This window comes from Streptomyces sp. NPDC002076 (genome assembly GCF_053593835.1).
Genome location: NZ_JBSFDI010000002.1, coordinates 258,101 through 273,105, shown reverse-complemented (window position 1 = coordinate 273,105; position 15,005 = coordinate 258,101). Strand labels below are relative to the sequence as shown.

The 15,005-nt window shown below is 69.5% G+C and carries 11 protein-coding genes and 3 pseudogenes; 11 read left to right on the top strand and 3 right to left on the bottom strand.

Going from position 1 to position 15,005, the window contains the following annotated elements; genetic code table 11:
• Positions 1 to 71: 71 nt before the first annotated feature.
• Positions 72 to 266, bottom strand: a pseudogene (locus ACWCQS_RS05475) (IS5 family transposase); the annotation flags it as partial.
• Between the two features lie 171 nt (positions 267 to 437).
• Between ACWCQS_RS05475 and ACWCQS_RS05470 the strand changes: the two are divergent.
• The gene (locus ACWCQS_RS05470) at positions 438 to 569 is read left to right on the top strand and encodes a hypothetical protein (protein ID WP_451003230.1); all 132 of its coding nucleotides are present in this window, start codon (positions 438 to 440) and stop codon (positions 567 to 569) included.
• Positions 566 to 2,728 carry a recombinase family protein gene (locus tag ACWCQS_RS05465; RefSeq protein ID WP_451003229.1) on the top strand — a complete coding sequence of 721 codons (2,163 nt, stop codon included), beginning with the start codon at positions 566 to 568 and terminating at the stop codon, positions 2,726 to 2,728. Before ACWCQS_RS05470 ends, ACWCQS_RS05465 begins: the two co-directional genes overlap by 4 nt.
• Positions 2,729 to 2,748: 20 nt before the next feature.
• On the opposite strand, the pseudogene ACWCQS_RS05460 reads toward ACWCQS_RS05465, so the two are convergent.
• Positions 2,749 to 3,435: pseudogene (locus tag ACWCQS_RS05460) on the bottom strand (IS5 family transposase); the annotation flags it as partial.
• 780 nt (positions 3,436 to 4,215) lie between these two features.
• On the opposite strand from ACWCQS_RS05460, the gene ACWCQS_RS05455 reads away from it, so the two are divergent.
• From ACWCQS_RS05455 to ACWCQS_RS05435, 5 genes are all read left to right on the top strand, one after another.
• Positions 4,216 to 5,739 carry a sensor histidine kinase gene (locus ACWCQS_RS05455; RefSeq protein ID WP_451003228.1) on the top strand — a complete coding sequence of 508 codons (1,524 nt, stop codon included), beginning with the start codon at positions 4,216 to 4,218 and terminating at the stop codon, positions 5,737 to 5,739.
• A 74-nt stretch (positions 5,740 to 5,813) separates the two neighbouring features.
• Positions 5,814 to 6,206 (top strand): roadblock/LC7 domain-containing protein, encoded by a 393-nt coding sequence (locus ACWCQS_RS05450; RefSeq protein WP_351622988.1) that lies wholly within the window; start codon positions 5,814 to 5,816, stop codon positions 6,204 to 6,206.
• A 3-nt stretch (positions 6,207 to 6,209) separates the two neighbouring features.
• Entirely contained in the window at positions 6,210 to 6,596 is a 387-nt protein-coding gene (locus ACWCQS_RS05445; protein WP_388637268.1) for a DUF742 domain-containing protein, read from the top strand.
• Entirely contained in the window at positions 6,574 to 7,194 is a 621-nt protein-coding gene (locus ACWCQS_RS05440) for a GTP-binding protein (RefSeq protein WP_451003227.1), read from the top strand. Before ACWCQS_RS05445 ends, ACWCQS_RS05440 begins: the two co-directional genes overlap by 23 nt.
• Positions 7,160 to 7,771 carry a GAF domain-containing protein gene (locus tag ACWCQS_RS05435; protein WP_451003226.1) on the top strand — a complete coding sequence of 204 codons (612 nt, stop codon included), beginning with the start codon at positions 7,160 to 7,162 and terminating at the stop codon, positions 7,769 to 7,771. The genes ACWCQS_RS05440 and ACWCQS_RS05435 overlap by 35 nt, the downstream gene beginning before the upstream one ends.
• 383 nt (positions 7,772 to 8,154) lie before the next feature.
• Here ACWCQS_RS05435 and ACWCQS_RS05430 read toward each other — a convergent pair whose 3' ends face one another.
• On the bottom strand, positions 8,155 to 9,471 hold the full coding sequence (locus tag ACWCQS_RS05430; RefSeq protein WP_451003225.1) for an alpha/beta hydrolase family protein: 1,317 nt from the start codon (positions 9,469 to 9,471) through the stop codon (positions 8,155 to 8,157).
• Positions 9,472 to 10,065: 594 nt separating this feature from the next.
• Between ACWCQS_RS05430 and ACWCQS_RS05425 the strand changes: the two genes are divergently transcribed.
• From ACWCQS_RS05425 to ACWCQS_RS05410, 4 genes and pseudogenes are all read left to right on the top strand, one after another.
• Entirely contained in the window at positions 10,066 to 10,242 is a 177-nt protein-coding gene (locus tag ACWCQS_RS05425) for a hypothetical protein (protein ID WP_451003224.1), read from the top strand.
• A complete protein-coding gene (locus ACWCQS_RS05420; protein ID WP_451003223.1) occupies positions 10,239 to 10,874 on the top strand; it encodes a hypothetical protein in 636 nt (211 codons plus the stop codon). The genes ACWCQS_RS05425 and ACWCQS_RS05420 overlap by 4 nt, the downstream gene beginning before the upstream one ends.
• Positions 10,875 to 10,936: 62 nt before the next feature.
• A pseudogene (locus ACWCQS_RS05415) lies at positions 10,937 to 11,355 on the top strand (transposase); the annotation flags it as partial.
• Positions 11,356 to 11,876: 521 nt separating this feature from the next.
• A partial coding sequence (locus ACWCQS_RS05410) for a choice-of-anchor D domain-containing protein (RefSeq protein WP_451003222.1) occupies positions 11,877 to 15,005 on the top strand: 3,129 nt, incomplete at its 3' end.

The window sequence follows — 15,005 nt, the reverse complement described above, 5'->3', positions numbered from 1 at the left end:
GCACGTCTCCGGCGGCGGCGATCACCTCGCGTGGCTTGGCGGAGTCCGTACCGCCTTTTTATCCCGATGTTTCATCCCGGAATTGGTGTTTGATCCCGTGGTGTCGGGTCGCGCCAGGAGATGGTGGCTTCGTCGGTGAGGCGGCGGGCCATCAGGTCGGTCATGGCGAGGTGGATCATGGCTTCCGAGCGGGCGGGCAGGGTCTCGTAGTCGCGCGTGAGGCGACGGTGGAACATCAGCCACCCGTAGGTCCGCTCAATCGCCCAAGCACACTGCGCTTATGGATAGTCAGAGCAGGACGGGGACGCCGATAATCGGTCGTGAGGGTCTGCGGCGGTTGGTCGCTGTGGCCCATCGGTTGCGGGGCCGGATCAGCGACGAGGGGAACGAGTCGGCATGTCCGACGACAGTGACGTCGGCCCCAGACAACAGTGCGGGTGGTTCCGGACGAGCAGGTGTGGGCTGCGCAGCCGGAAGCGAACCGGCAGGTGGTCGTCGGGCAGTTGGTGCGGCTGGCGAGCCGCGCGTTGACGGTCTCCGTGACGGTGAGTGAACAGGATGCGCGATGACCTCGGTGATGCCGTGGGAGCATTCCGGAAGCAAGATCGACGATCGTCACCTGCAGCGTCTTGCGGTGGTCTATGTCCGGCAGTCGACGCGGCAGCAGTTGGTCGATCACCGGGAGTCGACCCGGTTGCAGTATGCCCTGGTCGACAGGGCGGTCGCGCTGGGCTGGCAGGCCGAGCGTGTCGTGGTGATCGACGAGGACCTGGGCAGATCGGGCTCGAGCGCGGGGGCACGCACCGGCTTCCAGCGTCTGGTCACCGAGATCGGCTTGGATCACGTCGGTCTCGTGTTGGGGATCGAGATGTCCCGGCTGGCCCGTTCCGGCCGGGACTGGTACCAGCTGATCGAGCTGTGTGCCCTGTCGGGTGCGGTGCTGGCGGACACCGACGGGGTCTACGACCCGGGCGAGTACAACGACCGGCTGCTGCTGGGGCTGAAGGGCACGATGAGCGAGGCCGAACTCCACTTGATCAAGCAGCGGATGTGGAGCGGACGCCTGAACAAGGCCCGCCGCGGCGAGCTGGCCTTCCCGCTGCCCAGCGGCTACGTCCGTCGCCCGTCCGGGGAGGTCGCCTTCGACCCGGACGAGCAGGTGCAGACCGTCATCCGCCTGATCTTCACACAGTTCGAGCGGCTCGGGACGCTGCACGCAGTACTTCGCTATCTCGTCGACCACGACATCCAGTTGGGCATCCGGCTGCGCGAGGGACCGGACAAGGGCACCCTGGAGTGGCGAAGGCCGAACCGGATGACGCTGCAAACCCTGCTGCACAACCCCGCCTATGCCGGCATCTACGCCTACGGGCGGCGCCGGGTCGACTCGTGCCGCCAGGACCCGGCCCGCCCCGGCACCGGACGGGTCGTCCGCTCCCGGGACGGATGGCATGTGATGATCCCGAACGTCCTGCCCGCCTACATCACCATCGCCCAGTTCGAGGCGAACGAGGCGAAGTTGGCGTCCAACCGCGCTGTCGCCGAAGCGATGGGCTCTGTCCGAGGCGGCCCCGCCCTCGCGGCGGGCCTGGTCTTTTGCGGACGCTGCAACAGGCGCATGACCATGCGCTACCACACGCAGCACAGCAAGGCCCTGCCCGAGTACGTGTGCTGCCGGGACGCGACCAACTACGGAGCGCAGAAGAACTGCCAACTGCTCAACTCCGCCTGCGTGGACGCCTTCGTCGAGCAACAGGTCCTCGCAGCGCTGACACCCGCCGCCGTCGAGGTGTCCCTGCACGCCGCCGACCAGGTCCTGGCCGAGCGGGCCGAGCTGGAGCGACTGTGGTCACTGCGACTCGAACGCGCCGCGCAGACGGCCGACCGCGCCCGCCGCAGCCACCACCTCGCCGAACCGGAGAACCGCCTGGTCGTCCGGCAATTGGAGAAGGAGTGGGAGGACGCGCTCGCCGCCCAGCAGCGGCTCCAGGAGGAGTACGACCGCTTCACCCGCAGCAGCCCCCGCACCCTCACCTCGGCCGAGCGGGAGACCATCACCGCTCTGGCCGGCGATATCGAGGGCCTGTGGCACGCACAGAGCACCACACCCGCCGACCGCAAAGAGATCGTCCGCGCGGTCGTCGACAAGGTCGTCGTCACCGTGCTCGGCACCAGCGAGCGAGTCCAGGTCGCCATCGTCTGGGCCGGCGGAACCACGACCATGGGCGAGGTTGTCCGCCCGGTCCAGCGGCTGGAACAGCTCAGCTACTACCCGCAGCTGACCACTCGGATCCGCGAACTCGCAGGCCAGGGCATCGGCGCGAGCAGGATCGCCGACCACCTCGAAGCCGAGGGCTTTCGGCCCGCCAAGGGCGGCAAGCGGATCTCCGCAGCCACCGTCCACGACCTCATGCGCCGCCTGGACTGCCTCGCCGGCCGCGTTCACCGGCACCGCCCCGCCCCACCCGGCGAGGAACCCGGCCCCGATGAATGGTGGCTCAAACACCTGGCCGCCGAGCTCGACATGACGACCTCCACCCTCTACGCCTGGATCAACCGCGGATGGATCACCGTCCGCCGGGAAAGCTGCTGGCCACACAGGCTCATCGCCCACGCCGACCAGCGAGAGCTCGTCGAACTACGCGAACGCCGGACACGTCCGCCAGGCTGGTACAGCCGCCGAATCTGGACCGACACCGCAGGGACCACAGAGCAACAGACTCCATGAGTGCACTGTGCTTGACAGATCTCCACGGTCCAGCGCTTGGGCAGCGGGGTGAATCCCCTGGTTCCCGGGGTGCGTTGGACGATTTCCATGTCGATACCGAGGCCGGCTGCGTGCTCGACGAGGTGCTGGCGGTAGCCGCCGTCCACCCAGACTTTGCGGACCGAGGGGTGGGCGGCGGCCACCTCGTCGACCAGGTGGGTGCCGGCGACGGAGTCCTGCACGCTCGCGGCCGTGACCAGCACTGCCAGGAGCAGTCCGAGGGTGTCGGTGACGATGCTCCGCTTGCGGCCGACGATCTTCTTCGCCGCGTCCGTGCCCTGACCGGCGGCCGGGACGCTGGTGGAGGTCTTCACGCTCTGCGCGTCGATCATGCACGCGGACGGTTCGGCTTCTTTGCCCTCCTTCTGCCGTAACAGCCTGCGCAGGACGCCGGTGAGCTGGGCGAACACGCCGTCCTTCTGCCACTTGGCGAAGTAGCCGTAGCAGGTCTCCCAGGGCGGGAAGTCGTGCGGCAGGTAGCGCCACTGCACCCCGGTACGGTCCACGTACAGGATCGCGTTCATGATCTCGCGCAGATCATGCTCGGGCGGGCGGCCGATGTTCAGCGCATACCGGCGCCGCTCGGCCCGCCAGGCGCTGAGCACCGGCTCGATCAACTCCCACCGGGCATCGGACAGATCACTCGGATACGCACGACGTTCGGCCATGACCTGGACGTACCGCCGACCGGGGGCGTGCGCCCAGGCGTGAACCGAGAACGGCGGGAGCACCACCACGCGACGGGCGTCTTGGGATGAGACAGGCGCAAGACACACCCCGCCCCAGCCGTCACCCCATCCGGCGCATGTGCCGCAACCACTCCACCAGACCCGCCGAGACACCAACCCCTGACCGAAAAGCCCAGGATAAAGCGCACATCATGGATGAAAACGACCTCTTAGGCCGGACACCATCGTCCGGCGCCATCTGACCTCGTGTTGGGCTTCCTCGACCGCTCTCTGCACATGCGCAGCCGCGTCCTGTGGAGGGTCGACAACCTCTCCTCCTAGCGGCTGCGAGCAGCCGCCTGTACACGTGGCGTGCTACGTCACTTCGCTCGCGGCTCGGCAGCGGCCGACCCCGTTGCCGGCGAGAGCACACCGACCTACGGCCATCCGTACGACTGCGCCCCCGGCCCGGCCAACAGCAAACGCAACCCCACGCCTCCGCGAGGTGTCCGCCGAGCAACGAGCCGATCCGCACCAGCCTCATGGTGACGGCCGCAGGCATGATCCTGTCCCCCGTGCTCGTGGCCGTGTACTCGCACGACTGGGACGGGCGCGCCGAAAGCGAAGTCGAAGGACAACGGTTCGATCTCTGTGCGCGCCAGGGGCTGACACCGGAGCCCTGGTACGCGGTAACGTGCGCGCCCGGTCCGATCTTCGCACTGTCCGGGGACTGTTATGCCTGATCATTCCACGCCGCCGGACGACCGGCAGGTGTCACCCATGACCGCCCGTGTGATGGCCGAGTCACGAGGCGGGTTCTTGAGGCGGCGTCAGGTGCTGGGAGCCGTGCTGCCGCCGGGCGTGGTCGCCGTGACCGGTGTGGTGGCCACCGCGCTGGTCAGCGATGGCCATTTGGACCGGGCGGACCAGGGCGCGGTGTTCGCCGGCCTGGTCCTCATCGGCGCCGCGGCGTCCGGGATCGCGGGCGTACGGGCTGCAGCGGAGGCACGAGCAGTCACCAAGCACTGGGCGGAGTTGTCCCGCGCGGCCGACCGGAACCGTGCCGAGCTGGCCGAGCTGACCCGTACCACAGCCGAGGGCAGGGCCGAACTGGAGTCGCTGTGCCGCCGGTTGCGGGCTGGGGAGCGGGCTGTGCGGCGCCGGCCGGAACTGCCTCCGCAGACCGGCCCGGACGAACTCTCCCGCCTCGGATTCGAGATCGCTGCGGCCAGGCACGAGGCGGAGGCAGCCCTGCTGGACACTGCCGCCGGTGCGGTCGGTGCGGAACACAGCTCTCGACTCGAGCAGTTCGAGGTGTTCGCCAACCTGGCGCACCGCCTGGAGTCCCTGGTGCACCGCGAGATCGGCCTGCTGGACAACCTGGAGAACGAGGTCGAGGACCCCGACCTGCTCAAGGGGCTGTTCCGGGTGGATCACCTGTCCACCCGGATCCGCCGCTACGCCGAGAACCTGGCCGTGCTCGGCGGCGCGAACACCCACCGCCGGTGGACCCAACCAGTCGGCCTGACCGACGTGCTGCGTTCCGCCGTCGCAGAGATCGACCAGTACGCCCGGGTCAAGCTGGTGCCGCCCATCGATGGAACGGTCAGCGGCCACGCCGTGGTCGACGTCGTCCATCTGCTGGCCGAGCTGCTGGAGAACGCCACGGTCTTCTCACCGCCCCAGACCACCGTGCACGTGCGGGTGGAGCCCGTCGCCGCGGGGGTGGCGATCGAGGTCGAGGACCGGGGCCTGGGCATGTCCCCGGCCGAGCGCAACCAGATGAACACCGTTCTGAGTGCACCCGACAAGGTCGCCCTCGGCGAGCTGCTGCAGGACGGCCGGATCGGCTTGTACGTGGTCTCCGCCCTGGCTCAGCGGCACGACATCGCCGTGCAGTTGCTGAGCAACGTCTACGGCGGCACGCAGGCCGTCATGGTACTGCCCAAGGCACTGCTCGGCCCGCAGCCCGCAGCTCCCACGCCCGTCCACCACACCGTCCCGGCCTCTGACGCGGGGCCGCAGGACCCGGTGGAACCTGAGACGGCGGACCCCCGTGCGACAGTGGTGGGCGTCGTTGCGGATCCGCTCGTGTCGGAGTCCGGAACCCAGCCCGCCCCGGTGCCCTCCGAGGGCGAGGACGACCGTCCGCGGCTGCCTCAGCGGCGCCGCCAGGACCACGCCGCCGAACGGCCGCACCCGGTCCCCAGCGCCGGTGCCGCCGAGGACGTCGCACACGACCCGGGCCTGATGGCCGCGTTCCAGACCGGACTGCGCAGAGCCGAGGAAGCGGAGACGCACTGACAGCCGAGCCGCCCTGAAGGCCCGGGGCCCCGTCCAGCAAGCCGTTTCCTTCCGTCGAAGAGGAGTACACGATCGTGGCGAGCGAAGACCTTTCCTGGCTGTTGACAGGTCTGGTGAACCGGGTGCCACACACCCGAAGTGCCTTGTTGCTGTCCTCGGACGGGCTGGTGAAGGCAGCGGAGGGACTCGACGCGGACGCCGCGGACCAGCTGGCCGCCCTTGCCAGTGGGCTGTACTCGTTGGCGCGCAGCGCGGGCCGGCACTTCGACGACGGCGGTGACGTGCGACAGATCGTGACGGAACTCAGCACCTCGCTGCTGTTCGTCTCGGCCGCCGGGCACGGCGCGGTGCTGGCGGTGCTGGCCGGACGCGAGGCGGATGCAGCGGTGCTGGGCTACGAGATGGGGATGATGGTGAAGAGCGTGCGCCCGCACCTGGCCACACCGCCCCGGCACCCGGTGGGGTAACCGATGACGCCGGTCCTCCCAGACGGACCGCTGATCGACGAAGCGGTCGGGCGGCTGGTCCGTCCCTACACCGTGAGCGACGGCCGGACCAGGGCCACGTCCCACTTCACGCTCGTGACCGTGGTGCAGGCCACTGGCGCCCAGACGCAGGGTGCCTTCGGACTGGACCACGCGCAGGTGCTGGCGCTGTGCGAGCGGCCTGTGAGCGTCGCCGAGGTCGCGGCCCGGATGCAGGTGCCCGCCGCCGTGGTCAAGGTGCTGCTGTCCGATCTGGCCGAGGGAGGCGCGGTGGTCGCAGGTGATGCGCCCCCGCCTTCCCCGGGCCACTCCGCACGACCTGATCGAGACCTCCTGGAAGCGGTACGCGATGGCCTCCTCAAACGACTGTGATCCGCTGCCCGCCAGAGTCCTGCCGGTGGGAATCAAGGTGCTCATCGCCGGCGGGTTCGGCGTGGGAAAGACGACCTTCGTCAACGCGCTCAGCGAGATCGAGCCGCTGAGCACCGAGGAGGTACTGACCGCCGTCAGCGCGGCCACGGACCGGCTGGACGGAGTGGAGAACAAGGCCACCACCACGGTGGCCCTGGACTTCGGCCGGATCACGCTCAGTCCGTCCCATGTCCTGTACCTGTTCGGCACGCCAGGACAGGAACGCTTCTGGTTCATGTGGGACGAGCTCTCCGAGGGAGCGCTCGGGGCGGTGGTCCTCGCCGACACCCGCAGGCTGGAGCACTCCTTCGCAGCGGTGGACTTCTTCGAGCGGCGTGGCATCCCCTTCGTCGTCGCCGTCAACGAGTTCGACGGCGCCCACCGCTACCGCGCGGAGGAGGTGCGGACCGCTCTCGACCTCAGGCAGGAGGTGCCGGTCGTGCTGTGCGACGCCCGCGTCCAGAGCGCGGGCATCCGCGTGCTGCTCGAACTGATTCAGCATCTGCTCACGACAAGGAGTTCCCATGGCAGCGACACCGACCAACTCCTCCGGGCCTGAGTCCGGGATCGCCCTGCGCCACCTGCTCCTTCCCCCGGAGGACCCACAGGTGCGTACCCGAACCGAGCGGCTGCGCGAGCTGGGCATCGAGGCCCGTCCGGATACGGAACTCGACGCCTTCGCACGGAATCTGGCACACCGTACCGGTGGCTGCTACGCCGGGGTCAACTTCTTCCTCGACGCCGACCGCCAGTACTTCGCAGGGCTGTACAGCGTCGCACAGGACACCACGGTCCACGTGGGACCGCCGTTGCTGGAGGACCCGGTGCCCGGCCGCGTCATGCCCCGCGACATCGACATGGGCATCTGCCCGCATGTGGTCAAGCGCCGCCGGGCGCTGGTGCTGGAGGACATCCGGGACTTCCCGCGGTTCGCCGGTAACCCCGTGGTCGACGCGATCGGCGTCCACTCCTACCTGGGCGCACCGCTGATAGACAGCACCGGTGTGGTGCTCGGCACGATCTGCGTAGTCGACCAGGACCCGCACCCATGGGGGCGTACGGGGCTGGAAACGATCAAGGCCATGGCTGCGGAACTGGTCAAACGAATCGAGGAGTCGGCGCGCCGTCGGATCTGACCGGCGCTGCCGAACCCGCACGCGGTCGCCCCGGAAAGTGCCCGGCGTGGCCGTCCAGCACCTGCCCATAGCGAAAATCTCGGCCAAGGGACCCGAACGGCCGGACGTTCGCGATGCCCTGACATCCGCGGCGTGCAGGGGCCTCCCCAGGTGCGGGCGGCTGCCGTCGCTCGCCCTTCGGACCAGCGTCCGTCCCGTGCCGGCCTCGGCAAGACGACCAGTTGGTGCTGAGGAACCCGAGGTTGATGCCCGCGTCGGCCGGATCGGGCCAGCGGGTCGTCAGCACCTTCCCTGGGAGGGCCGCCCGGCCTCCTTTGTCGTTTGTCGTTGGACTTGAATATGTCCGGGCGCAGAGCGCTCAGGGCCGGCCCTTCGAAGGCTGGTCAGCGGACGAAGGAGATCTCCGGGTATTTCTTGTCGGGGCCGTCGAGCAGGGTGCTGTGCCGGTGGCGCAGTTCCTGGTCGAAGAAGGCGGCGAGGTAGACGCGCTGGATCTCGATCGCGCGGTTGGGGTCGATCGTGCCGTACACCTGCTGGAGCTGGGCCGGCGTGAGTCTGAGCAGGCTCGCCTCCTGCGGCGCCATCGCCTCGTCGTCGACGAACGACACGTGCGCCGCGCCGTGGAGCTGGATGTCGACCCGGTATCCCTTCAGATGCGACCACAGCGTGCGCCACGACCCGTCGTTGTCGCGGTTGTGGGTGCCGGAGCTGAACAGCATGAAGGGGCGGTCCAGGTTCTTGCTCGGTGCCGGGCCGAAGAACTGACCGTCCAGATTGGCGCCGGCGGCGATGCGGTGGTCGAGCTGCATGGAGGTGTCGACCGCCGCGCCGCCGAGCGAAGCGCCGAACATCCCGATGCGGGACATGTCCACGGCGTGCGACAGCCCGGTGGGGAGCCTGGCGTGGTCAACGTCCGGGTTGCCGCCCTTGGCGATCGTGGCGAGCTGGTTGATGACGAAGTGGATGTCGGCAGCGCGCACGTTGAGCGTGTCGGAGGAGTGCGCGCCGGCCGGCATGGTGTTGACCTCGACCCGTCCGTCGGGGAACTGCACCTCGTTGGCGTCGTGGGTGTGGTCGACGGTGACGACGAGATAGCCGCGGCTGGCGAGGTCCTCGGCGAGCACGGTGCCCCTCGCGCGGTCCGAGTGCAGCCCGCTGGAGTACAGCAGGACGGGCAGCTTGCCGAGCTTGGTGTCGACCGGGGCGAGGACATGGCCCGCGGTCTTGGGCAACGTCACCTGTTGTGGCGTCAGGCCCTGGGAGGCGAGGAAGTGGGCGCCGGAGACTGCTGGCATCCACGGCGCCGCGTAGTGACCGCGGGTGGAGGCGGCCGGGTACCAGAACGACACCATCAGCTCGCGCGGCTTGTTGCCGGGCACGTACGGGTCCGTGCGGGACTTGTCGACGAGGTGCAGGCTGAACGTGCCCACGCCGTGGCGCCCGGTCGGTGCGGGCAGACTGAGCTGGAGAGCGGACGTGGCCGCGCGGGGCGTGACGGCCTCCGGACGGACGGCCGTGTGCTGCTTGGGCACCCCGTCGTGCTGGGGCGCCCAGGGCGCGTCGTCCCGCTCGGGCTGGTCGGGCGAGAACCCGGTGGCGGTTGGCTTGTTGGCCGTCTTCCCGGCGGCCATCGCAGGCGTCATCCCCGCACCCAGCGCGATGGCCAGCGTACCGGCCGTACCGACCGCTCTGGCGATCACTCTGCGACGGTGGCGCGGTCGGCGGTGTTTCATGGGCCCCCTTTGTTGAGCGGCGATCAAGAACTGGCGATCGGCTGTTGTACGCCGTACCGCCGCAGTGGCTTACGGATTTGGAGGCCCTGGCGTTCACCTCGGCTCCAATCGGCACGAGCAGTGACCTCGTCCGGCTGCGCCCTCCCGCCAGTCCTCTTTTTGTGCCGGCCTGCCCGGCACTGAGCGCGGAGGCCCCGGCCGACGCGCAACACAGCTCCAGGCCGCCCGATCCCCCGCCGCGCCGATCGCCGGCCCCAGCCCGTCCCAACCTTTCTCTTTCGGGGTCGGCTGCGAGAGGTGCATAGGAGGGTCGGGCTTCCGACCACGGCCGATAAGGCATGGTGACCTGCGGCTACCGCGTCCAGGGTGCGGCAGGGCACGGTCAGTTGTCGGGGGAGATATCGGCGGGGATGCCAGCACGGTCGGGGGCGGTGTTGTCGCATCGTGATCGTGGTCGGGCCTTCGTGGTCGGTGGTGCGGTCGGGGTCGCCTGCTGCTGTAGCAGGTATATGCGGCGCCGAGCGGGACGGCGCCGACCCGTACGAGAGAGGTGGGCCGACGATGACCGACGTGGACGTGGGCGGTGGTGACGAGGGCATCCCGTTCGGCATCCGCCACTCCGGCGGCTACTACGTCGCCGTCGACACCCAGGGCCCCCGCATCACCGCCCTGCGCCTCCTGGACGAACCCCCTCCTGTTACCGCCCGGGCACCGCGCCCGACGAAGGCACGGTCGTGATGCGCTACGGCTACGACCCGTCGGGCAACCTGACCGAGGTCATCAACTCCAGCGGAGAGCCACTGCGCTTCACGCACGACGCCGGGGGCCGTGTCACCCGCTGGACCGACCGCAACGGCACCTGGTTCGGTTACGTCTATGACGAGCGCGGCCGGGTCGTCCGCACCGAGGGCGTCGACGGCATCCTCTCCGGCACCCTGACCTACGACGATCTCGACCGCACCACGACGTATACGGACTCGCAGGGCCATGTCTCGGTCCACCGGTACAACGCCGAGGGCTTGGTGGTGGAGGAGACGGACCCGCTGGGGCACGTCACCCGTACGGAGTGGGACGAGCACGGCGACAAGCCACTGATGGTCACCGATGCACTGGGCCACACGACCCGGTATACCTACGACGACGCCGGCAACGCCACCGAACTCACCCTGCCCGATGGCTCGGTGGCCCAGGCCGCCTACAACGAGCACGGCCTGCCGACGGAGGTGGTCGAGCCCGGCGGCGCGGTCTGGCGGCACGCGTACGACGAGCGGGGTAACCTGCTCAGCACCGTGGACCCATGTTGTTGTCGGCGTCGGTGGCGGCGGTCAGGTGGCCGTCGGCGTCGCAGGTGGCGGTGGTGGTCGGGGTGAGACAGGTCTGGAGCCCGGCGGGGGTGTAGGCGGCACCGGAGACCGCCACCTGCTCGCTGTCGATGCACGTCCTGTCGGACTCGAACGGACTGCCCCTGGTCGTCGGCGTCTCGGCCGCCAACACCCACGACAGCGAAGCGCTGAAGCCCATGGTCGAGGGTCACCAAACGAGACACGACCCCCGCCGCGGCCGCCACTTCAAGCCCCAAACGCCTGCACGCTGACAAGGCGTATGACATCCCCCCTCCTGCGGAAATGGTTACGAGGCAAGCGCATCGGCGTTCGCATCGCCCGTAAAGGCGTCGAGTCCAGCGAACGGCTGGGCCGCCGAAGGTGGGTGATCGAGCTGACGATCTCGTGGCTGTCCGGCTACCGCCGACTCAGCCCCCGCTACGAACGCCACTCCCGCAACTACCTCGCCTTTCTCGGCCTGCCCGCAGCACTGTGCTGCTACAAGCGACTCCTCCGCATCACCACATAGGACACCGTCTCAGTCATTGCGATGAGGCTCGATCTGCAGACACAACGTGCAAACGCGGGCCTTGCAACATGACCGACCGGCCGCCGGTTCAGCTGTGCGCCCGACGTGCTCGGCTCTCCGCATCCGCACAAGTCGAGCATCTCGCACCATCTGACGATCACGCGTAAGCGGGCTCCCTCAACCGGGCCGCGGGCCGCAACCGCTACGTACAGCTGCGCCGCGACAACTGGACAGGACCTCAAACCCCTTAGGCAACAAACGCGTTGCCCTGGTGACCGTCCGATGCCCCGCCAGCCGGTGACACATCGACCGTGCGCGAGTATGCAACGGGACCGCATGCATCAAATATTCACAACCGTAGGCACGGACGCCGGTCTGTGATTGGATGCGCGGGTTGTGGCCCGTGTGGCGCAGGCTCCCGCGATCGCGGAGGCCGCCGTGGCGCGCGGGGAGGGCGTGGGGGCCTTCAGGGATGGGGACTCAGGGGGGTTTCCTTGGCGATGTCACAAGGCGATGCGGTGGTGGGTGCCACCAGACATGCACACGGACGCAGACACACCCGGTGGCGCGGCCTGGCGCTCGCCCTGACCGCCGCGGTGACCGCAGGCCTGGTCGGGCTGGGCGTCTCTCAGGCGCAGGCGAGTGAGACGACCGGCTCGGTGGACACCCTCCGGACCGGCTGGGACAGGAGTGAACCGGATCTCGGCCCGTCCGACGTGCGCTCCTCTTCCTTCGGGCAACTCTGGAAGGCTCCCGCGCAGCTCGACGGGCAGATATACGCTCAGCCGATCGTCGTCGGCGGCACCGTGGTGGCGGTCACCGAGAGCAACGAGGCCTACGGCCTCGACCGCGCCACGGGAGCCGTGCTGTGGCAGCGCAGCTTCGGGCCCGCATGGCCCGCGTCCACCCTCAACTGCGGCGATCTGGTGCCGACCATCGGCAGCACCGCCACCCCGGTGTACGACCCCGCCAGCGGCGCGGTCTATCTGACCACCAAGGTCGACGACGGTCCCACCCACCTGAGCCCGCACTGGTACATGCACGCGCTCGACCCGGTCACTGGGGCGGAGAAATCCGGCTTCCCCGTGACGATCCAGGGCACCCCGTCCAACGACCCCACCCAGTCCTTCCTGCCCGCGTACCAGATGCAGCGTCCGGGCCTGCTGCTGCTCGACGGGGTGGTGTACGCGGCGTTCGGCGGACACTGCGATGCCAAGCCCTATCGCGGCTATGTGGTCGGTGTCAGCACCACCAGCCCCTCTGTGACCTCGATGTGGGCGACGGAGACCGGCGCCAGCAACAGCGGGGCCGGCATCTGGCAGTCCGGCGGGGGACTCGTCTCGGACGGTCCCGGCAGGATCTTCCTCGCCACCGGCAACGGCGTCAGCCCGGCGCCCGGCCCCGGCAGCGCCCCGCCCGGCACTCTCGCGGAGTCCGTGGTCCGGCTGCAGGTGCAGGCCGACCGGAGCCTGAAGGCCGCCGACTTCTTCAGCCCGTCCAACGCGCCGACCCTGGACCAACAGGACAAGGACCTGGCCTCCGGCGGGCCGGTCGGCCTGCCGGACAGCTTCGGCACCGCCTCCCACCCGCATCTGCTGGTGCAGCAGGGCAAGGACGGCCGAGTCTTCCTGTTGGACCGCGACGACCTCGGCGGAAGTTCGCAGGGCACCGGCGGGACCGACGACGTGGTGGGGATCACCGGGCCGCTCAAGGGCCAGTGGGGCCACCCCGGGGTCTGGGGCGGTGACGGTGGTTATGTCTACGTCGTCGGCAACGGTGGCTCACTGGTGGCGCTGCACCGCGGCGTGACGGGCTCGGGCTTCCCCGCGCTGACCGTCGCCGGGTCCAGCCAGGACTCCTTCCCCTACACCAGCGGATCGCCCGTGGTGACCTCCGACGGAACGCGCTCGGGCAGCGCCCTGGTGTGGGTGGTCTGGTCGGGCGGGTCCAGCGGCGCCAACGCCCAGCTGCGCGCGTACGACCCGGTTCCCGACGCGAACGGCGTCCTGCCGCTGGTCTGGTCCGCGCCGATCGGCACCGCACCGAAGTTCGCCACCCCGTCCACCGACGGCGGGCAGGTCTTCGTCGGCACCCGGGACGGCAAGGTCTACGCCTTCGGCAACCCGGTGGGCAGCCCGCTCAAGGGCGGACCGGTCGAGTTCGGGCTCGTGTCGGTGGGCGGCTCCGCGAGCACCGACGTCGTCCTGACGGAGAACCAGAGCCCGTCCCAGTCCCTCGGCATCAAGGGCGTCACCGTCGAGGGTCCGTTCACGGCGGACACCTCGTCGCTGCCGTCGACGATCCCGGCGGGCGGGCAGCTGTCGATACCCGTCTCCTTCACACCGACCGCGGTCCTGGGCGCGAGCGGAACGCTCACCGTGGCCACCGACGCCGGCAGTTTCCAACTGAGCCTGCACGGCGTCGGTACCAAGCCCGGTCTGGCGGCGTTCCCGGGCAGGGTGTCCTTCGACAACCAGCCCACGGGGACCACGGCCACCGCGAACGTCCAGCTGACGAACACGGGCACCGACCCCGAGACCATTACCTCCGTCACCCCGCCCGACGGACCGTTCACGGCCGCCGAACTGCCGAGCGCGGACCCGGCGAACCCGACGGTGATCCCGGCCCAGAGCTCGATCGTCCTGCAGGTCGGGTACGCGCCCACGGCCACCGGCCAGAACTCCTCGTCGATCACGCTGAGCAGCACGAGCGGTGCGCTCACCATCCCGCTCCAGGGCAACGCGATCAGCGGCCAGGGTCACCTGGTGTTCAATCCGACGACCCTCTCGTTCGGTCCGGTGGTCCGCGGCACGTCGAGCACACGGACCTTCACCATCACCAACACGGGGAACATCCCGGTCACCGTCACCAAGGCGAAGGCCCCGGCAGGTGCGTTCAGCAGCGCCGACCAGCTTGCCGAGGGCCTGGTCATCGGTCCCGAGCAGAGTGTCCGCCAGACGGTCACCTTCGCCCCGACCGTGAGCGGCACCCAGTCGGCCACGTACGAGGTCACCGGCGACGCCGGGCAGGGGGCACAACTGGAGCAGCTCACCGGCACCGGTGTGCCCCCGGCGTCGCAGCTGGGCACCGTGCTCGCACGGGACAGCTCCGGCACGCTGTGGCAGTACCGCGGCACCGGTGTGCCCTCCGGGACACTGGCCGCCCGGGCCGCCATCGGAACCGGCTGGAACACCTACAACATCGTCACCAGTGTCAGCGGTGAGCTGGCGGACGGCACCGGAACCGCCGTCGGCCGTGACAGCAAGGGCACGTTGTGGTTCTACCAGGGCACCGGCAACCCGAAGGCACCCTTCGCGCCCCGGAAGCAGGTCGGCCCCGGCTGGAACATCTACAACTCCATCGTGGGCGCCCGTGACGTGACCCGGGACGGCAAGGCGGACCTCGTCGCCCGCGACAGCAAGGGCGGCCTGTGGCTGTACCGGGGCACCGGCAACGCCTCAGCGCCCTTCCTGGCCCGCACCTCCATCGGCTACGGCTGGAACACCTACAACACCATCGTCGGCACCGCCGACCTCACCGGGGACGGCAAGGCAGACCTCGTCGCCCGCGACAGCAAGGGCGGCCTGTGGCTGTACCGGGGCACCGGCAACGCCTCAGCGCCCTTCCTGGCCCGCACCTCCATCGGCTAC

Bases quoted from the DNA above. Each gene is read 5' to 3' on its own strand.
- ACWCQS_RS05465 (WP_451003229.1), top strand. From the start codon at position 566: ATGACCTCGGTGATGCCGTGGGAGCATTCCGGAAGCAAGATCGACGAT.
- ACWCQS_RS05455 (WP_451003228.1), top strand. From the start codon at position 4,216: ATGACCGCCCGTGTGATGGCCGAGTCACGAGGCGGGTTCTTGAGGCGG.
- ACWCQS_RS05445 (WP_388637268.1), top strand. From the start codon at position 6,210: ATGACGCCGGTCCTCCCAGACGGACCGCTGATCGACGAAGCGGTCGGG.
- ACWCQS_RS05440 (WP_451003227.1), top strand. From the start codon at position 6,574: ATGGCCTCCTCAAACGACTGTGATCCGCTGCCCGCCAGAGTCCTGCCG.
- ACWCQS_RS05435 (WP_451003226.1), top strand. From the start codon at position 7,160: ATGGCAGCGACACCGACCAACTCCTCCGGGCCTGAGTCCGGGATCGCC.
- ACWCQS_RS05425 (WP_451003224.1), top strand. From the start codon at position 10,066: ATGACCGACGTGGACGTGGGCGGTGGTGACGAGGGCATCCCGTTCGGC.